The sequence below is a fragment of the Novosphingobium sp. 63-713 genome (assembly GCF_001898925.1).
Taxonomy (GTDB): Bacteria; Pseudomonadota; Alphaproteobacteria; order Sphingomonadales; family Sphingomonadaceae; genus Novosphingobium.
Genome location: NZ_MKVS01000026.1, coordinates 518500 through 537687 on the forward strand (window position 1 = coordinate 518500; position 19188 = coordinate 537687).

18 protein-coding genes are annotated in these 19188 nt (G+C 63.5%); 10 read left to right on the forward strand and 8 right to left on the reverse strand.

Annotation, left to right across the window (positions count from 1 at the left end):
- The first annotated feature begins 41 nt into the window (after window positions 1-41).
- Window positions 42-728: an MBL fold metallo-hydrolase gene (locus BGP00_RS13360; RefSeq protein ID WP_292689655.1), complete on the forward strand. Its 687-nt coding sequence runs from the start codon at window positions 42-44 to the stop codon at window positions 726-728.
- Window positions 729-756: 28 nt separating this feature from the next.
- Here the strand turns inward: BGP00_RS13360 and BGP00_RS13365 are convergent, their stop codons facing one another.
- Window positions 757-1170, reverse strand: a complete 414-nt coding sequence (locus BGP00_RS13365) for an MAPEG family protein (protein WP_292689656.1) — start codon at window positions 1168-1170, stop codon at window positions 757-759.
- Window positions 1171-1331: 161 nt separating this feature from the next.
- Between BGP00_RS13365 and rpmF the strand changes: the two genes are divergently transcribed.
- The 5 genes from rpmF to BGP00_RS13390 all read left to right on the forward strand — a co-directional run bounded on the left by rpmF (window position 1332) and on the right by BGP00_RS13390 (window position 4397).
- Window positions 1332-1511, forward strand: a complete 180-nt coding sequence (gene rpmF / locus BGP00_RS13370) for a 50S ribosomal protein L32 (RefSeq protein ID WP_127707171.1) — start codon at window positions 1332-1334, stop codon at window positions 1509-1511.
- Between the two features lie 42 nt (window positions 1512-1553).
- On the forward strand, window positions 1554-2624 hold the full coding sequence (plsX, locus tag BGP00_RS13375; protein ID WP_168605239.1) for a phosphate acyltransferase PlsX: 1071 nt from the start codon (window positions 1554-1556) through the stop codon (window positions 2622-2624).
- Window positions 2621-3592 (forward strand): beta-ketoacyl-ACP synthase III, encoded by a 972-nt coding sequence (locus tag BGP00_RS13380; RefSeq protein WP_292689658.1) that lies wholly within the window; start codon window positions 2621-2623, stop codon window positions 3590-3592. The genes plsX and BGP00_RS13380 overlap by 4 nt, the downstream gene beginning before the upstream one ends.
- A 133-nt stretch (window positions 3593-3725) precedes the next feature.
- The gene (locus BGP00_RS13385) at window positions 3726-4010 is read left to right on the forward strand and encodes an integration host factor subunit alpha (RefSeq protein WP_168605241.1); all 285 of its coding nucleotides are present in this window, start codon (window positions 3726-3728) and stop codon (window positions 4008-4010) included.
- Between the two features lie 36 nt (window positions 4011-4046).
- Window positions 4047-4397, forward strand: a complete 351-nt coding sequence (locus BGP00_RS13390) for a MerR family transcriptional regulator (protein ID WP_292689660.1) — start codon at window positions 4047-4049, stop codon at window positions 4395-4397.
- A gap of 4 nt (window positions 4398-4401) precedes the next feature.
- Here the strand turns inward: BGP00_RS13390 and BGP00_RS13395 are convergent, their stop codons facing one another.
- From BGP00_RS13395 to BGP00_RS13405, 3 genes are all read right to left on the reverse strand, one after another.
- Window positions 4402-4962, reverse strand: coding sequence for a histidine phosphatase family protein (locus BGP00_RS13395; RefSeq protein ID WP_292689661.1), 561 nt, complete (start codon window positions 4960-4962; stop codon window positions 4402-4404).
- 6 nt (window positions 4963-4968) lie between these two features.
- Entirely contained in the window at window positions 4969-7758 is a 2790-nt protein-coding gene (locus BGP00_RS13400) for an ATP-dependent DNA helicase (protein WP_292689662.1), read from the reverse strand.
- Between the two features lie 62 nt (window positions 7759-7820).
- Complete coding sequence (locus BGP00_RS13405) at window positions 7821-7958, reverse strand: hypothetical protein (protein ID WP_168605244.1); 138 nt, start codon at window positions 7956-7958, stop codon at window positions 7821-7823.
- 144 nt (window positions 7959-8102) lie between these two features.
- On the opposite strand from BGP00_RS13405, the gene BGP00_RS13410 reads away from it, so the two are divergent.
- A complete protein-coding gene (locus BGP00_RS13410) occupies window positions 8103-9695 on the forward strand; it encodes a lysine--tRNA ligase (RefSeq protein ID WP_292689663.1) in 1593 nt (530 codons plus the stop codon).
- 238 nt (window positions 9696-9933) lie between these two features.
- Here BGP00_RS13410 and BGP00_RS13415 read toward each other — a convergent pair whose 3' ends face one another.
- The 3 genes from BGP00_RS13415 to ettA form a co-directional block, all read right to left on the reverse strand.
- Window positions 9934-10623 (reverse strand): 2OG-Fe(II) oxygenase, encoded by a 690-nt coding sequence (locus tag BGP00_RS13415; protein WP_168605246.1) that lies wholly within the window; start codon window positions 10621-10623, stop codon window positions 9934-9936.
- 75 nt (window positions 10624-10698) lie between these two features.
- Complete coding sequence (locus BGP00_RS13420) at window positions 10699-11670, reverse strand: RcnB family protein (RefSeq protein ID WP_292689664.1); 972 nt, start codon at window positions 11668-11670, stop codon at window positions 10699-10701.
- A 190-nt stretch (window positions 11671-11860) separates the two neighbouring features.
- Entirely contained in the window at window positions 11861-13534 is a 1674-nt protein-coding gene (ettA, locus tag BGP00_RS13425) for an energy-dependent translational throttle protein EttA (protein WP_168605247.1), read from the reverse strand.
- A gap of 138 nt (window positions 13535-13672) precedes the next feature.
- Between ettA and BGP00_RS13430 the strand changes: the two genes are divergently transcribed.
- On the forward strand, window positions 13673-14974 hold the full coding sequence (locus BGP00_RS13430) for a M28 family peptidase (protein WP_292689665.1): 1302 nt from the start codon (window positions 13673-13675) through the stop codon (window positions 14972-14974).
- Here BGP00_RS13430 and BGP00_RS13435 read toward each other — a convergent pair whose 3' ends face one another.
- The gene (locus tag BGP00_RS13435) at window positions 14975-16039 is read right to left on the reverse strand and encodes a hypothetical protein (RefSeq protein ID WP_292689666.1); all 1065 of its coding nucleotides are present in this window, start codon (window positions 16037-16039) and stop codon (window positions 14975-14977) included.
- Window positions 16040-16197: 158 nt separating this feature from the next.
- Between BGP00_RS13435 and BGP00_RS13440 the strand changes: the two genes are divergently transcribed.
- Both BGP00_RS13440 and BGP00_RS13445 read left to right on the forward strand, forming a co-directional pair.
- Window positions 16198-17676: a methyl-accepting chemotaxis protein gene (locus BGP00_RS13440; protein ID WP_292689667.1), complete on the forward strand. Its 1479-nt coding sequence runs from the start codon at window positions 16198-16200 to the stop codon at window positions 17674-17676.
- Between the two features lie 126 nt (window positions 17677-17802).
- Window positions 17803-19188: a TIGR03013 family XrtA/PEP-CTERM system glycosyltransferase gene (locus tag BGP00_RS13445; RefSeq protein ID WP_273619098.1), complete on the forward strand. Its 1386-nt coding sequence runs from the start codon at window positions 17803-17805 to the stop codon at window positions 19186-19188.

The following is a 19188-nucleotide window of genomic DNA, read 5'->3' on the forward strand; positions in this document are numbered from 1 at the left end:
TCTACTGGCCTTCGCGGCCGACTGGCCCTAGGATTTCCGTCATGGCTGAAAGCAAACCTACTGACACGCGTGCAAGCGGAGAACCGCCGCTGCGCATCCACCTCATCCCCGTCACCGCGTTCCAGCAGAATTGCTCGCTGGTGTGGTGTACGAAAACCATGCGCGGGGCGCTGATCGATCCGGGCGGCGATCTGGACAAGCTGAAGGCCGAGGTTGCGGCGCGTGGCGTGACCCTTGAAAAGTTGCTGGTGACGCATGGGCATATGGATCACTGCGGGCTGGCGGGCGTTCTGGCGCAGGATCTGCGCCTGCCCATCGAAGGGCCGCATGAGGATGACCGCTTCTGGATCGAGGGGCTGGACAATCCCAATATGCGGATGGGATTGGCGGGCAAAAGTTTTGAGCCCGACCGCTGGCTGGTCGATGGCGATACGGTCACGGTGGGCGAACTGGTGTTTCAGGTGATCCACTGTCCAGGCCATACGCCGGGCCATGTGGTGTTTTTTCACGAGCCTTCGCGTCTGGCCATCGTGGGCGATGTTTTGTTTCAGGGCAGCATCGGGCGCACCGATTTCCCGCGCGGCAATCATCAGCAACTGATCGATTCGATTACCAAAAAGCTGTGGCCCCTGGGCAAGGACATCACTTTTGTCCCCGGCCATGGGCCATGCAGCACATTCGGCCATGAGATGCTGACCAACCCCTTTGTCGGCAGCATCTATGGATGATATCGTTTAATCATGGGCAGGCGGCGGTTCAGATCACGCGAACCGCCGTCAGCACCGCCATCACGGCAAGGGCCAGTTGCACCAGATAGGCGCTGGCCGTGCCGAACGGGCGGCCGGGCTTGAAATTTCCGTCCATGCCAAAGGCATGCATCACGCGCCCGGCCATGAACACCGCGCCCGCCACCGGCAGCCACCAGCCGCCCTTGCCCGCCAGTTCGACCACGGCAACGAGAATCAGGGTGATGGGCGTGTTTTCGATAAAGTTCGATTGGGCACGCATGCGGGCATACAAAAGCGGGTCGTTGCCATCGCCCATTTCGATCTTTCGAGCCATGCGCAGGCGCCCGATGCGCATCCCAAGCCAGAAATTGATGACGGCCGCCGCCGCGCAAAGGCACAGAGTTGTGGGCAAAAGCACCGGCGTGAGGCCGAGCAGGTTCATATTTGTAACTCCCTTGAGATCTTTCATGGGCGCCATAGCCATCAGCGACTTGCAACGCACGAGAAATCCGGTATAGGCGCCGCTTCGCATCCGCCTATGCGGCAACGCATGTCTGGCGGCTTTTGTCGTCTAATTCGTATTTTTCAGGAATAGGTGCCGAAATGGCTGTCCCTAAGAGAAAAACTTCCCCCAGCCGTCGCGGTATGCGTCGCAGCCATGATGCGCTGAAGGTCGAAGCTTTCCACGAGTGCTCGAACTGCGGCGAACTGAAGCGCCCGCACAACCTCTGCCCGTCTTGCGGCCATTACAATGGTCGTGAGATCATCGCTGTCGGTCTCTAATGTCCGGCCCCCGGTTGGGGCCTGTGAAGGGGTAGTTGCATCATGAATTTTCCGCGTATCGCAATCGACGCGATGGGCGGGGATGAAGGTGTGCAAGTCATGGTCGCTGGCGCGGCCCTGGCGGCGGACCGTTATCCGCAGGTGCGCTTCCTCCTCGTGGGCGACCAATCGAGGATTGAGCGGACGCTGGACCGTCATGCGGCTCTGCGTCCGTTGGTAGAGATCCTCCACGCTGATGATGTCATCAGTGGGGAGGAGAAGCCAAGTCAGGCTCTGCGCCGCGCGCGGACCACATCGATGGGCATGGCTATCCATGCCGTCAAGGATGGTTCGGCAGGCGCGGCCCTGAGCGCGGGCAACACCGGCGCGCTGATGGCGATTGCCAAGCTTGCCCTGCGCACGATACCCGGCATCGACCGTCCGGCTCTGGCCGCGATCATGCCCACGTATCAGCCCAGCGATGTCGTTATGCTCGATCTGGGCGCCAACACGGAATGTGATGCGCGCAATCTGGTGCAATTCGCGATCATGGGCGCGGCCTATGCGCGGATCGTCAACAGCCAGCCCGAGCCGCGCGTCCGCCTGCTCAATATCGGCACCGAAGACAACAAGGGCACCGAGGAACTGCGTGATGCCGCCGCCTTGCTCAAAGAGCGGGCCGGTGATCTCTCGATGACCTTCGATGGCTTTACCGAGGCGGACAAGATCTGTCGCGGCGAGGTCGATGTCGTTGTGACCGACGGCTTTTCCGGCAATATCGCGCTCAAGGCGATTGAAGGCACCGCCCGTTTTGTGGGCGATCTGCTGCGCCGCTCCTTCTCGTCCTCGCTGCGTTCGAAGATCGGCTTCCTGATCTCACGCCCGGCGACAGACCTGCTCAAACATCATCTCGACCCCAATAATCATAATGGCGCCGTGTTTCTCGGCCTGAACGGGGTTGTCGTCAAAAGCCATGGCAGCGCGAATGCGCTGGGGGTGGCGAATGCGGTTGGGGTGACCCAACGGCTGCTGGAGGAAAATCTGACCGAACGGATCAAGGCCGACCTGGCAAGGCTCGGCACCGAAACGCTGCGCGCGCCCCACAAGGTTACGGCTGAGGCTGGCCAGGGATGATGCGTCGTTCGGTTCTGATCGGTACGGGCAGCGCGCTGCCCACGCGGGTGGTTCCCAATGCGGAACTGGCCGAAAAGGTGGATACCAGCGACGAGTGGATCGTCGAGCGCACCGGCATCCGTCAACGCTATCTGGCGGGCGAGGGGGAGACGACCTCTTCGCTGGCCACGGCGGCGGCGCGCCAGGCGCTTGAGGCGGCCGGGGTTGATGGCAAGGACATCGACCTCATCATTCTGGCCACGGCGACCCCGGACCAGACCTTTCCGGCGACGGCCACGATCGTGCAGCATGCGATTGGCGCCAATGGCGGAATCGCCTTTGACGTGGCGGCGGTCTGCTCTGGCTTCCTCTACGCGATGGGCGTGGCCGATTCGATGCTGCGCTGTGGTCAGGCGCGTCGTGCGCTGGTGATCGGCGCGGAAACTTTCAGCCGTATCCTCGATTGGGAAGACCGCACGACCTGCGTTCTGTTCGGCGACGGCGCGGGCGCGGTGGTGCTGGAGGCGCGCGAAAGCGATGATGCCGATGCTCCGGGCATTCTGGCCACCAAGCTTCATGCCGATGGCTCGCATAACCAGTTGCTCTTCGTCGATGGCGGCGTTTCGACCACTGGCGATGTGGGCAAGCTGCGCATGAAGGGTCGCGAAGTGTTCCGTCATGCCGTGGTCAATCTGGCCACGGTCCTTGGCGAAGTACTTGAAGAAACAGGGTTTACGCCGCAGGATATCGACTGGCTGGTGCCGCATCAGGCCAATGCCCGCATTCTGGAGGCCACCGCCAAGAAGCTCCACATGCCGGCTGAAAAGGTTGTGGTGACGGTGCAGGATCACGCCAACACCTCGGCTGCCTCGGTGCCGCTGGCGCTGGATTGCGCGATCCGCGATGGCCGGATCCAGCCGGGCCAGCTGGTCATGCTGGAGGCGATGGGCGGTGGATTTACGTGGGGCGCAAGCCTGATCCGGGTCTAAACCCTTTCTTTCAGATTTGCTTATATTGCGTCGAATTCGACGCGGGATAGCATTGTATTACCCGCGATATTTGCTATCTTGTGCGGCGAGGGGTGCCCACAAGAGGCCTTTGGAGGGGGTAGTAGTGCGATCTATGTCTACACTGACAAGAGCTGATCTGGCCGAAGCCATCAACCGCAAACTGGGCCTGTCGCGGGCCGATTCCCTCAATATGGTGGAATCGATCCTCGATCTCGTCTCAGACTCTCTGGCCGAAGGCGAGAACGTCAAGATCTCAGGCTTTGGCACTTTCCTGCTGCGCGACAAGAGCGAGCGCGTGGGCCGCAATCCCAAGACCGGCGTCGAAGTGCCGATCACGCCGCGCCGCGTGCTGACCTTCCGCGCCAGCCAGATGCTGAAAGATCGCGTCGCGAATTAACGCGCGCGATAGAATGATCGGCGGAGTGTGGCTGGCATGACGGATAAGGCGCCTGACGCATTCCGCACGATTGGTGAAGTTTCCAAGGCGCTGTCGATCCAGCCGCATGTCCTGCGCTATTGGGAAGAGCAATTCCCGATGCTGCGCCCGGTCAAGCGTGCTGGAGGGCGGCGCCTTTATCGTCCCGAAGATGTCGAATTGCTCGCCGTGATCGACCGGTTGGTCCATCGGGAGGGGTTCACTTTGCGCGGGGCAAAAAAGTGGCTGCAATCGCGTGACAAAATGGAACTGGCGCCCGAGCCGGTCGCGCCTGCGCCCGCCGGGGATCCGCAATTGGTGGCCGATCTGATCGCTTTGCGCGCGCAACTGGCCCGCGCGCTGGCTTAAAAAGCTACAGTCTTTCCGGCCCCAGCGCAGGATCAAGATCGCGCGGGCGCATCAGATGGACAAGGCGCGCCTGTCCTTCCTCGATATCCTTCCAGCTGGTCACATCCACCTCCATCACCGCAAAGGCGGCTGTGGGGAATTTCTGCTCAACCACATCGCGCAGGGGCGACGAGCCGTCATCCGGCACGAGGTCGAAGATCAGATCCTCCAGCCCCGGATTATGCCCGACCAGCAGCACTGATTCGACCGCGTCATCCTGATCGCGCAGCACATCAAGCAGCGAGGCCGATGAGGCGAGATAGATCCGTCGGTCCCAGTTCACCGGCAGCGCATGGCCATAACCGGCCCCTTGCGCCCCAAGCTCAATAGTTTCGGCGGCGCGCACGGCGGGCGAGGCCAGAATGCGATCCCAGCGCAGGCCCCGCTCGGCACAATATTCGTCAATATGCTTGCCCATCAGCGGCGCGCCTTTGCGCCCGCGCGCGTTGAGCGGGCGGTCGAAATCGCGGGCGCGCGCATCGCCCCAATCGGATTTGGCGTGACGCAACAGGCCCAGCGTTTTCATCGGACATCAACCATTCTGGCAATCATTTCGACTCTGGGCCGAAGACTCGGCCTGCGATAAAGGTGAAGTTCCGCCTGAAGCATGGGCGCGCAGCCTTTGTAAAGCCTCTGCAAGCGTGCAGCGCACAACCGGCGTTCCGGCGGGAAAGGCGGTGAGCAGGCGCGAGGGGAAGGCGGCGGACAGGACAACGAAATGCCCCCGATCCCCACGCCCCCGGATCAACCGGCCAAAAGCCTGCGCCAGACGCGCGCGGATGATGCGGTCGTCATGCGCCTGCCCGCCCTGTGGATGCGCCAGACGCCGCGCACGGTGCAGGATCGAAGGCTTGGGCCAAGGCACCTGCTCCATGATGACCAGCCGCAATGAATCCCCAGGCACGTCCACCCCGTCGCGCAACGCATCCGTGCCCAGCAGCGAGGCATGGGGATCATCGCGGAAAATATCGACCAGCGTACCGGTGTCGATGGGATCGACATGCTGGGCATAGAGCGGCAGGCCGTTGCGCGCCATGCGGTCGGCAATCCGCCCATGCACCGCGCGCAAGCGCCGGATCGCCGTGAACAGGCCCAACGCGCCGCCCCCGCTCGCCTCGATCAACTGCCCATAGGCACCGGCCAGCGCCGGAATATCGCCGCGCGGAATGTCGGTGACGATTAAAACCTCGGCCTGATTGGCATAGTCGAAGGGGCTTTCAAAGGCCGCCACTTCGGGCGTGACCTCGATATGCTGCGCGCCCGAACGCGCCACCGCGCCTTCCCAGCTTTGATCCCAATCCGCGTCCCCGGCCCGGTCGCGCAGGGTAGCGCTGGTCATCATCACCCCATGCGCGCCGTTCAAAACCGTCGCGGCAAAGGGCTGCATCGGATCGACCCAGCGGCGATGGAGGCCCATGTCATATTCGCGCCCATCGGCCCGGTCCACCGCCAGCCAGTCAACAAAGCCCGGATCGACCGGACCCGACAGACGCGCCAGCAAAGCCTCCCACGCGGCGATCAGATCGACCCGCCATGTAAGGGATGAGCGCGCACCCTCGATCCGCGCGCGGCCTTGGCCATCCAGCCAGTCGGGCGGCTCGTCCATGATCGCCTCCAGCCGCAATCCTAATTGGATCAAAGGTTTGCGTAAGGCAGCCAGAGCCTCGCCTGCCGCCAGAGCGGCCTCGATAAATGGGCCATCCAAAGAGGCCGCCTCGGTCTCCACGCCATAGCCAGCCTCCTGCCCGCCGCTTTCGTCGCGGGCAAAGGTGGTGGCACGCACGGCGGCCAGCAATTGCTCGATCTCGCCGCTCGGCTCGCCCTCGACCACGCGTTGCAGCCAGCCATCGCCGGGGAGCGCCTCGGCCGCCTCGCGCGCGGCGGCGATGGCGCGGGCGCCCGCTTCGTCATAGCTGGCCACATCGGCAAGGCGGGCGGACAGACCCCGGCGGCGGCCCTTTGATCCTTTTTCCGGGCCAATGACCCATCGGCGCAATTCGATGGCCTCCGCGCCCGTCAGATCGGCGGAAAAGGTGCTGTCGGCGGCCTCGAACACATGGTGGCCTTCGTCAAAGACGATGCGGGTGGGGCGCAGGGCGACATCCTTGCCCCGCGCGGCATTGACCATCACCAGCGCGTGATTGGCGATGACCAGATCGGCCTCGGCGCTGGCGCGGGCCGAACGTTCGATGAAACATTTGCGGTAATGCGGGCAACCGGCATAGACACATTCGCCGCGCCGGTCGGTCAGCGAAGTGATCCCGCGCTGGCGGAACAGCGTCCCCAGCCAGCCCGGCAGATCGCCCCCGATCATATCCCCGTCCTGCGTATAGGCGGCCCAGCGCGCGACCAGTTGCGCCAGAATCGCCGCCCGCCCGCCGAAGCCGCCTTGCAGCGCGTCCTCAAGGTTCAAAAGGCACAGGTAATTCTCGCGCCCCTTGCGCACCACCACGCGATTGGAATCGCCCCAGACGCGCCGCGCCTCGCGCCGCAATTGCCGTTGCAGCGCCTTGGTATAGGTGGACACCCAGACCGTCCCGCCGCTGGCATGCGCCCAGAGCGAGGCGGGGGCCAGATAGCCCAAAGTCTTGCCGGTGCCCGTGCCCGCCTCGGCCAACAGCATATGGGGGGCGCCGCGCGCGGTGCGCGGGGCAAAGATATGGGCGGCGCGGGCGGCGTAATCCTGCTGGCCGGGGCGGGATTCGCTGCCATGGCCGGTGATATGGTCCAATTGGCTCAGCACATCGGCCTGCAACAGATCGACCTGCGCGGGCTGGGGGCGCTCGGCGGTTTCCTCCCATTCGGGCAGGCGGGAAAAGAGCCAGCGTTCGGCGCGGGCGGGCTTTTCAATCGCCGTGGCCAGCACCGGCGCCCATGCCCAGCGCAGCTTGGCCAGCCCCTGCAGCGCGGTCCACGCCCCCTCGCGCTCGGCCCAATCGGGCGCGCCGCAATGGGCCAGCAGCGCGGCTGCGGCCTGTTGCAGCAACAGCGGAACATCGGCATCGCCCGTCGGCTGCGCCAGACCCAGCGCCTGGGCCAGCCCCTTGGGTGTGGGCACGACAAAGCGCGCGGGATGCACAAAGGCGTAAAGCTCCAGCAGATCCAGCCCCGACAGATCGGGATAGCCCAGCCGGCTGGCCACCAAAGGCGCGTTGAGGATAAGCAGCGGCGTATCGGCGGCGGTAACAATCGCCTCGCCCTTGCCCACCGCATTGGTCACGCCGCCCCGCATACGCAGCCAGCAACCGCTGTGATTGGCATGCAGGGCGGGCAGGTCCAGCACAGGCAGGGTAGGGCCAGGAAAGGGGGAGGCGTCATCCATCGCCCCGACTGATGCCGGGGCGCGGGCCGGTTGGCAATGGATGGCAGGCCGGTTTTACCCCGTCAGGAGAACAAAATGCGTTCGATCAGACTGGGCGCGGGCTGCATCGGGCGGATCGGGCCATAAAGGCGCAAACGGTCGCGCGGGTCCATCGGGCGGGCAGCGGGGGATGGGGCGGTTTCCTGACGACGAAGGTTCATGAAGGCACCTCAAGGCTCGCAGACTGGCGGGGGCCAGATTGCCATCCATGCCTGATAAAAATACAAAGGCGCCATTCGTGTTCCTACGAGGGGCGCGTTTCCCCGCTTGCCATTTGGGCCCCCTTGGGCAAAAGGCGTGGCACTATGACAGACGAAGCACTTCTTGCCGCCGCACAGGTTTCCAAAGCATGGCCTTTCGAGGAGGCCCGCAAGATCGTGAAACGCTATCCGAACGGGAAACCGAACGGAGAGCCGGTGCTGTTCGAGACGGGCTATGGCCCCTCGGGCCTGCCGCATATCGGCACGTTTCAGGAAGTGTTGCGCACCACGCTGGTGCGCCGCGCCTATGAGGTGCTGACCGGCGCGCCGACACGTTTGGTGGCGTTTTCGGATGATATGGATGGCTTGCGCAAGGTGCCCGACAATGTGCCCAATGGGCAGGTGCTGGCCGACAATCTGGGCAAGCCCTTGAGCCGCATTCCCGATCCTTTTGGCACGCATGAATCTTTTGCGCATCATAACAATGCGATGCTGCGCGAATTCCTCGATCAGTTCGGTTTTGACTACGAGTTCGTTTCGGCCAGCGACCGCTATAATTCGGGCGCGTTTGACGATGCCTTGCGCGGCGTGCTGCGCGCCTATGACAAGATCATGGGCATCATGCTTCCCACGCTGCGCGAGGAGCGCCGCAAGACCTATTCGCCTATTCTGCCCGTTTCCCCCAAGAGCGGGGTGGTACTGCAGGTTCCCATCGAGGTGGTCGATGCCGAAACCGGCATGATCCGTTTCGAGGATGAAGGCGAGATCGTCGAGCAGACGGTGTTCGGTGGCCGGTCCAAGCTGCAATGGAAGGTCGACTGGGCCATGCGCTGGGTGGCGCTGGGCGTCGATTACGAAATGTGTGGCAAGGATCTGACCGACTCGGTGACGCAGAGCGGCAAGATCGCCCGCGTGCTGGGCGGGCAGAAGCCGGAGGGGCTGATCTATGAACTCTTCCTCGACGAAAAGGGCGAGAAGATCAGCAAGTCCAAGGGCAACGGCCTGACCATCGAGCAATGGCTGACCTATGGCAGCGAGGAGTCGCTGGGCTTCTACCTCTTCCGCGATCCCAAGAGCGCCAAGAGCCTGCACCCCGGCATCATCGGCCGCGCGGTGGACGAATACTGGCAGTTCCGCGAGAAGCTGAGCACGCAGCCGATCGAGCAGCAATTGGGCAATCCGGTGTGGCACCTGCTGCGCACCAATGGCTATCAGGGCGGCGAGGGCGAGAAGCTGCCCGTCAGCTTTGGCCTGCTGCTCAATCTGGTCGGCGTGCTGGGCGCTCATGCGACCCGCGATCAGGTCTGGTCCTACCTCGCCAATTATGTCGAGGATGCCCGCCCCGAAGCCCATCCCGCGCTCGATGCGCTGGTGACGCGCGCGCTCGCCTATAACCGCGACTTTATCGCGCCCACGCTGCACCGGCGCAAGCCAGAGGAAGGCGAGGCCGCCGCTCTGGCCGCGCTGGACGAGGAACTGGCCGCGACCAGCGACGATGCCACGGCCGAATTGCTGCAGAACATCGTCTATGAAATCGGCAAGGACCCGCATTTCGGCTTCGAAAGCCTGCGCGACTGGTTCAAGGCGCTCTACGAGACGCTGCTGGGCAGCTCGCAGGGGCCGCGTATGGGCTCGTTCATCGCGCTCTATGGCGTGGAGAATACGCGCAAGCTGATTGCTGAGGCATTGGAGGGGTGAATTAATGCGAGGGTCTAGACCCTCGCGCTCCCTTTACTGTCTGCGTTGCGCAAGGGGTTCGACCAAGAGTGTCGGACGCGGCGTCTCAAATTAAAGCCTGCGGCGCCTCACCATCGCGCCGCAGGCTTTAATTTCATCAGCGCCCAGACCCGCCTTCCAGCCACCACCCCATTAATGGGATTGCAAAGGGACCGAGTCCCTTTGCCCGCCGGAGGCAAACCCTTCAAACCTCAAACCCTTACTCCGCATCCGCCATCCGCGCCGACCACTCGCGCGTACGATACCATTTGGTGATCACATATTTTTGCCCCTTGGTGACGGGCTTGGCGGCATGCTGGGTGTAAGTGTTGACCTCGCCATTGCGGTTGGCATTGTTCCACGCCAGCAACATGCCCAGACGCGGCTGAACGCAGACGCCGACATGCATGAAGTCGGTCTCTCCGCCCTCGTCGGGTTCGTTGAGGTAGATCATCGCGGTCCAACTGCGCTGCCCGCCACAGGGAACCTCTTTCTGGAAATAGGCCGAGAGCGGCGGGAACCAGTCGCAATGGCCGCGATATTCCTGACCCACGGCATAGCGCTGTCCCTGTATCGCCTCGCCGCAGACCGGATCGATGCCCATCAGGTCGTCGATCCGCCGCTCGATCATGGCGACAAAGGGGTTGGCCCGGTCGACATCGCCGGAAAAGCTGGTGCGATAGTCCTGCTGGTTGCCCGGTTCAAACGTGGCCGATGGCCGCGCGACTTCATCCACCAGCGTCATGAAGCGATGGCATTCGGCCGCCGAGAGGAAATCAGTGATCGCATACATGTCCATCGTGTCCAGCGGAACGCGATAGGCATAGGGGTCGGCATCGAGCCGCGCGCGCACGGCATCGCCCTGGGCGATCAGAGCGTCACGGTCGGGTGCGGGATCGGGTTTGGTCATGGGTTTGCGATATGAAGCAGAACAGGGCGGGGGATCAACCCCGCCCTGTCCGTTGCGACCCTTTTGGGCTTTTGTTTACCAGAAGAAATCGTAGAGCACATCGACGACCTCGCCGGTATACGTATCTACCAGTAGCGCATCGTCGTAATAGCGCACCCACTGATAAGGCCCGTAAACCGCTGGCAGGCGATAATTGTAGGGGTCATAGATCACATACCCCTGACTGTAGAACAGCGGTTGCAGGAACAAACCCACGCTGAGCCGGCGATAGGCATAGCCGCGATAGGGCGGGTTATAGCGCCCGATGTGAAACGCCATCCGGTTGCTGGTGCGATAGCGCTGCCAGTCGTAGCGGTTGTCGCGGCGCCAGTCCTGTGTCCAGCGGCGATAGTCGCCGCGCGGGGCGTTCATGCCCGGATTGCCCGGACCGCGATTGCCGTTCCAGCCGGGGCCGTTGTTCGGGCCGCGATTATACGCGCCCTGCGGTCCGCGATCCCAGCCTTGCGGCCCGCGATTGACACCGCCCTGAGGCCAGCCCGGCGTGCCGCGCCAGCTTTCATTGCCGCCGCCGCGCCAGTTCTCATTGCCGCGCGGGCCATCCCGGCGCTGCATATCACCGCGCTGCATATCGCCACGGGGCCCATCATTGCGTTGAGGCTGCACATTGCCGGGGCCGCCGCCCCAGCCGCCGCGATCCGGTCCGCGATTGCCGCCGTTCCAGCCGCCCGGCGCCGCAGGGGCAGGGGGCGCAGGCGGAGCGGGACGGGCCGCCGGAGCAGCGTTGCCGCCGCCCCACGATGGCTGTCCGCCGCCGTGGCCGCCAAAGCCGCCCGGTTGCCCCTGAGGCTGACTTTGCGGCTGACGTTGGGGTTGGCCCTGCATCGGTGCACCGCCGCCGCGGCGTTCGCCGCCCGAACCTTCCGCACCGCGCCAACCGCCGCGATCGCCTCGATTGTCTTGCGCCATCGCCTGCACCGGGATCGACAGCAGGGCCAGGCTCATCGCCAGATTGGCCAGAGGGCGCATCCGCCCGTTGATCGTCTTCATAAGCCACCTCCCAGTCGAAGCGTTGGCCGGGCGCCATGCTTCCCTTCGCACGGCCGGTTCACTTCCTGTGATCTTCTGTATAGGCTTGGGGCGCTGTCCACATTCTGAACCGGGCCGTTGGCCTTTGTTCATACAAAAAGGGGCGGCAAGCCTTGCGCCTGCCGCCCCCCTCTATACGCTAAAACCGCGATTAACGCGTCAGCTTTTTGTATGCCCCGGCGCTCGCACGGTCGGCCGCATCGCCAAGGCGGCGGCGCTTGTCTTCTTCATAGGCCTCAAAATTGCCTTCGAACCATTCGACATGGCCGTTGCCTTCAAAGGCAAGGATATGCGTGGCCAGACGGTCAAGGAAGAAGCGGTCGTGGCTGATGACCACGGCGCAGCCTGCGAAGTTTTCGATGGCTTCTTCCAGAGCAGCCAGCGTTTCCACGTCAAGATCGTTGGTCGGTTCGTCGAGCAGCAGCACGTTGCCGCCGCGCTTCAGCATCTTGGCGATGTTGACGCGGTTGCGTTCACCGCCCGACAGCTTGCCGACGTTCTTCTGCTGATCCTGACCTTTGAAGTTGAACGCCCCGACATAGGCGCGCGTCGAGGTGTCGAACCCGTTGACCTTCATATAATCCAGCCCGTCGGAAATTTCTTCCCAGACGTTTTTGGTCGGATCAAGATGGTCGCGGCTCTGGTCAACATAGCCCAGACGCACGGTGGAGCCGATTTCGATCGTGCCGGAATCGGGCTGTTCCTGACCGGTGATCATCTTGAACAGCGTGGACTTGCCAGCGCCGTTCGGCCCGATCACGCCCACGATGCCGCCCGGCGGCAGCAGGAACGACAGGTCGTTGAACAGCACCTTGTCGCCAAACGCCTTGGAGATGTTCTTGGCCTCGATGACCTTGCCGCCGAGGCGCTCTGGCACCTGAATGACGATCTGGGCCTTGCCGGGGCCACGGTTTTCCTGGCTTGCAACCAGTTCCTCGAACTTCTTGATACGGGCCTTGGACTTGGTCTGGCGGCCTTTGGTGCCGGCGCGGATCCATTCCAATTCGTCGTTGATCGCCTTCTGGCGGCCGGTGGCCTCGCGGTCTTCCTGCGCCAGACGCTGGCTCTTCTTTTCCAGATAGGTCGAGTAATTGCCCTCGTAGGGGAAGTACTTTCCACGGTCGAGCTCGAGGATCCAGCCCACCACATTGTCAAGGAAGTAGCGGTCGTGGGTGATCATCAGCACCGCGCCGTGATATTCCTTGAGATGGTTTTCCAGCCATTCGACCGATTCCGCATCCAGGTGGTTGGTCGGTTCGTCGAGCAGCAGGATGTCAGGCTTTTGGATCAGCAGGCGGGTCAGCGCGATACGGCGGCGTTCACCGCCCGACAGGCTGTCCACGGCCCAGTCGCCGGGGGGGCAGCGCAGCGCTTCCATGGCGATCTCGAGCTGGTTGTCCAGCGTCCAGCCGTCCACGGCGTCGATCTTGTCCTGCAGTTCGGCCATTTCAGCGCCCAGCGCGTCAAAATCGGCGTCTTCCTCGGCCATTTCCATGCCGATCTGGTTGAACCGCTCGACCATGTCGGCCGTGGCGCGCGCGCCGTCCTTGACGTTTTCCAGCACCGTCTTGCTGTTGTCGAGCTGGGGCTCCTGCTCCAGATAGCCCACGGTGATGTTTTCACCCGCCCATGCCTCGCCGGTATAGTCGGTGTCGATACCGGCCATCACCTTGATCAGCGTCGACTTACCCGCACCGTTGGGGCCGACGATACCGATCTTGGCGCCCTGATAGAACTGCAGGCTGATGTTGTTCAGCACCGGCTTTTGCGCGCCGGGGAAAGTTTTCGTCATGTTCTTCATGACGAAGGCATATTGGGCGGCCACGTGGCGGTCTCCAGATAAACGGATGAGGAATTGCGCGCCGCTCTACATCCTGGGCGCGCGGTTGCCAAGCGGGCGCTTGGGCGATAGCCTGGCACCATGCGAAAATTCTACAGCCTGTTGGCCTTATCAGCCGGATTGATGGCTTCTCCTGCCTGCGCGGCGGGGGGCGATGCCCATTTATCCGATGCCCTTTCCATCATAACCGACCTGACCACCGATGTGGGGCAGCGCCTTGGCGGCACTGACCGCGAGGCTGCCGCGCGCGACTGGGCGGTGGCTCGGCTGAAATCGCTGGGCTTTGCCAATGTGCGCTCCGAACCCTTTCCGATTGCCGGATGGGTGCGCGGCGAGGAAAAGGCCGCGATCACCGCGCCCGTGTCGCAGAAACTGGCGGTGACGGCGCTGGGCTATTCGGGGGCAACTCCGCCGCAGGGCGTGAATGGCGAACTGGTCTATTTCCCCACGCTCGATGCGCTCAAACTGGCGCCGGAAGGGTCTTTGCGGGGCAAGATCGCCTTTGTTGATCATGCGATGAAAGCGGCGCAGGACGGCGGCGGCTATGGCCCCTTTGGCGAGGCGCGGCGGCAGGGGCCGACCATCGCGGCGGCCAAGGGCGCTTCGGCGCTGCTGATCCGCTCCATCGGTACCGATCATACGCGCAGCCCGCATACCGGTGTGACCCGCATCCCGCCGCAGGGCGAGCCGTTGCCCTCGGGCGCGGTGTCCAACCCCGATGCCGATCTGATCGCGCGGCTGGCGGCCAAGGGGCGGCCTTTGACCGCCAGCGTCACCTTGACCCCGCGTTTTACGGGGCAGGTGATGTCGGGCAATGTGATCGCCGAATTACCGGGGCGCGACCCCAAACTGGCGCCGATCCTCGTTGCCTGCCATCTCGACAGTTGGGATCTGGGGCAGGGGGCGATTGACGACGCCTCGGGCTGCGGCATCATCACCGCCGCCGCGCTGGAGGCTGCCCGGTCTGGCCAATTGGCGCGCACGATCCGCGTCCTGTGGGCCGGGACCGAGGAAATGGGCGGCTTTGGCGGTCAGGCCTATGCCAAGGCCCATGCCAATGAGCCCCATGCGCTGGTGATGGAATCGGACACCGGGGCCGACCGCGTGTTCCGCTTCCTGTTCCGCATGGCCCCGCAGGATAAGCCGCTGGCCGAGCGGATCGGGGCCGAACTGGCGAAAATGGGCATCTATACCGGCGAGGGCACGCCCGAGGGCGGCGAGGATGTGGGCTATATTGCTGAAAAGCAGAAGACGGCGGTGATTGACCTCAATCAGGACATGACCCGCTATTTCGACTGGCACCACACGCCCGACGATACGCTGGACAAGATCGACCCGGCGCAGTTGCAGCAGAATGTCGATGCGTGGGCGGCGGTGCTGAAAATTCTGGGTTCCTATACCGGCACGATCAGTCCGGCAGGATAATCATGCCCCGGCGGGCAGGGGCGCGACCTCGGCCCGCCTTTGCCCCCGGATCGCCCAGTAAAGCTGAACCATGGCGCGCGGCAGCAGGGCATAGCCGACCAGATACCACGGGTTCATGATCGCGCCCCAATAGAACGTGTCGGGCCGCGAGAACATCGCGATCATCACCGCATAGCCCCAGACGAGCAGATTGGCGAAGATCCCCTCACGCCCGCCCAGCGCCAGCCAGCCCGCCAGCGGCAGCGCCGCGCCAAACAGTGCCCAGTGCAAAGGCAGGCGTTGCAGCGGCGTGGTATAGATCACCGCCTTCAGAAAGCCCGAAAAACCCTGCATCGCGTGCCAGCCCTGCGACTGGATATCGCCGGGGCGCCATTGCGCCATCGCCAGTTGCGCATGAAGGGCCATGAACACGCCCCATGCCGCGATCAGCGCCGCCCACGCGCCCACCTCGACCCAGCGCCGGTTCCAGCCTGCATAGACAGCGGCCAGCAGCGCAAAAGGCAGCGCAAGTTCGCGGATGAACAGACCCGCGCCCAGCACCGGCACCACATACCACCATTGCCGAGGCCAGCCAATCACACCGGCAAAGGCCACCGCAATGCACAATCCCGCCGGATATTCCTGCAACGCCATCAGCCAGTCCGAGGACACCGCCGTGCCCCCCACGGCGACCGCCGCCCCGGCCAGAAACCGTTCCGCCCCCGTCAGCCGCCCCTCATGCGCGATGGCCCATGTAAAGATCCCGGCCACCAGCATCACGATGCACAATTTCTGAAAACCCTTCCAGCCGATGACGGCGGAGATTTCCATTTCCGTGGGCGGGCGCATGGTGAAAAAGGGTTTGAGCGGATAGCGATGCGCCCGGTGCAATTCGGCCGCCGCCTGATGATAGGGTTTCCCCTGTGCCACCTGCGCGGCGATATCGTGATAGAGGCGTCCGTCGGTATAGCCGCCCTTCTTCGCCGTCTTGATCGGCGGGGGCGTGACCGAAAAGCACCATGCCGTCACGGCAAGCATCAGCAAAGCGAACAGGATCGCGGCGGGGCGGGGAAGTCTGGCTAACACGCGCCTTCCTTTGGCCAATCCTTTCGCGGATGCAAGAGCGCAGATGCACAAGCGCGCAGGGGCATAAGTAGATTTGCCGGATACCGCATAAGGTCTGATTTGGCGGCAGGCGCGTTAAGAGCCGGAATTGGATCAAAACAGGATGAGAGGTCGCGCGCGTGCTTTTCGGGAACAGTTCAACCCCAGGCATCCGACAGAAACTGGTGTTCTGCCTTGGCGCGCTGGCCGCGGTCAGCGTGGTGCAGGTGTCGGCGGCGACCTTTCTGCATTACCGGCTCTATGCCGCCAATCAGGCGCTCAGCGCAGCAGCGGGCACGGCGGGGGGCGTGGACGCGCTGATCATGGCCGCTGTGATCACCACGCTGATCACCATCGTGGTGGGCGCGGGCACCTTGCTGTGGGCGGGGCTGTTCGTCTCGCGCGCGGTGGTGGAGCCGGTGTCGCATCTGGCGCAATGCCTGAACGCCATGGCTTCGGGCAATTACGATGTCGCGCTGGAGGGCGAGGACAATGGCGACGAGGTGGCCCAGATGTATGCGGCCGCCGCCGTGTTCCGCGAAACCGCCGTGGCCAAGCAGGTGGCCGATGAGCAGCAGCACAAGGTGGTGCGCGCGTTGAGCGAGGGCCTGGACCGGCTGGCCGCGCAGGATCTGGAATTTCGCATCGAGACGGCCTTTCCCGCCGATTACGAACAGTTGCGCGTCAATTTCAATCAGGCGCTGATCTCGCTGGCCAAGGCGATCGGGTCGGTGCGGGTGGGCGCGGCCAGCGTGATGGAATCCATTCAGGACATCCGCAGCGCCAGCGACGATATGGCCCAGCGCAACACCCAGCAGGCCGCGACGCTGGAAGAAACCGCCGCCGCGATGAGCCAGGTGACCGACGGGGTGCAGGAAACCGCCACCCGCGCCACCGAGGTGCAGCGCGCGATTGCCGAGACCTGCACGCAGGCCGACGAGGGCGCGGGCGTGGTGACGCGGGCGATCGACGCGATGGCGGCGCTGGAAAGTTCGGCCACGGAAATCGGCAAGATCGTGGGCGTGATCGACGGGATTGCGTTTCAGACCAACCTACTGGCGCTCAACGCCGGTGTTGAGGCCGCGCGCGCGGGCGAGGCGGGCAAGGGCTTTGCCGTGGTCGCCAATGAGGTGCGCGCGCTGGCCCAGCGCAGCGCGGATGCGGCGCGCAACATTGGCGGATTGATCCATGATTCGGCCGATCAGGTTTCGGGGGGCGTCGCTCTTGTGCGCGAGACGGGGGATCTGCTGCGCCACATCATGGGCCGCGTGGGCGAGATCAACGAGGTCATCACCGACATTGCCACCAGCGCAGAATTGCAGGCGCAGAACATCCATCAGGTCAACAATGCCGTCAGCGAACTGGACCGCGTGACCCAGAAGAACGCCGCCATGGTCGAACAGACCACCGCGGCCACCCGCGATCTGGCGCATGAGGCCGAGCAGCTTTCGGCCATGGTGCGCACATTCCGCACCCGCGACAGAGACGCGCGCGCCCAGTCCAAGGAGAAGGCCGCCGCCCGCCGGCTGAGCAGCGTGCCCCAGCGCAATGTCATGTCGATTGCGGGCAATCTGGCGCTGGCCCCCGCGCCATCGGGCGAAGACTGGAGCGAGTTCTAGTTTGATACCGGCGAAATGCCGGGTCGATCGGCCCGGTGCTTTGTCAAATTTACCGACATTTTACGTCTCATCCCTAAGTCTTGCTCAAAGCCTGCCTGATGGCCGGCGCCAAACTTGAGCAGGCCGATGATTCGTCTTTTCAAACATTACATCCCCCATTCGGTGATCCTGCTTGGATTGATCGATCTGGTCCTGCTGATGATTTCGGGCGACTTTGCCTGGCGCTTGCGGGCGGACCAGTTGGGCATGCCCTCGGAAAGTTTTGAAACGCGCCTGCAACCGCTGATTGCCTTTGCGCTGGTGATGCAGATGGCGATGATCGCGGTGGGGGTTTACGGCGCCGATGCCTTGCGCTCTGTGCGTTTCGCCTCGGCGCGGCTGCTGGTGGCGGTGTCGCTGGGCGTGATCGCGCTGGCCCTGTTCAACTCGCTGTTTACCAGCCAGATTTTTTGGCGTTCCACCCTGTTCTACGCGATGCTGGGGGCGATTGCGCTGCTGGTGATGAATCGGCTGATCGTGGGCGGCATTCTAGGGACGGCGGCGTTTCGGCGCCGGGTGCTGGTGCTGGGCGCGGGCCACCGGGCGCAGCGCCTGCGCGAGCTTGGCGAGCGGGCCGAGAGCGGCTTTGTCATCGTCGGCTATGTCGGCATGAGCGAGGCGGCCCCGATTGTCGAGGAAGCGATCCCGCGCACGGCGATACACAATCTGAAGCGCCATGTCGAAAACCTTGGCGTGTCCGAGGTGGTTCTGGCGCTGGAAGAGCGCCGCAACGCGCTGCCTCTGAAAGACCTGCTGCGCATCAAGACGGCAGGCGTTCACGTCAATGACTTCTCCAGCTTTATGGAACGCGAGACGGGCCGCGTCGATCTCGATACGGTCAACCCCAGCTGGTTCATCTTCTCGGACGGTTTTTCCTCGGGCCGGGCCTTTTCCAGCGCCGCCAAGCGGATTTTCGATGTGATCGTCAGCCTGCTCCTGCTGGCCATGACGGCGCCGGTGATCGTGCTGTTCGCCATTCTTGTGAAGCTGGACAGCAAGGGCCCCGCCTTCTTCCGCCAACGCCGCGTGGGCCTTTATGGCCAGAGCTTTGACGTTATCAAGCTGCGCTCGATGCGGCTGGATGCCGAGGCCAACGGCGCGCAATTTGCCGCCAAGAACGATCCGCGCGTCACCCGCATCGGCAATTTCATCCGCAAGGTGCGTATCGACGAACTGCCCCAGACATGGAGCGTGCTGAAAGGCGAGATGAGCTTTGTCGGCCCGCGCCCGGAACGGCCCGAATTCGTCTCCGACCTTGAGGACAAGCTCTCCTATTATGCCGAGCGCCATATGGTGAAGCCCGGCATCACCGGCTGGGCGCAGGTCAATTATCCCTATGGCGCCAGCCTTGAGGATTCGCGCAACAAGCTGGAATATGACCTGTATTACGTAAAGAATTACACGCCTTTCCTTGACATCCTGATCATCCTGCAAACGCTGCGTGTGGTGCTCTGGCACGAGGGGGCGCGCTAG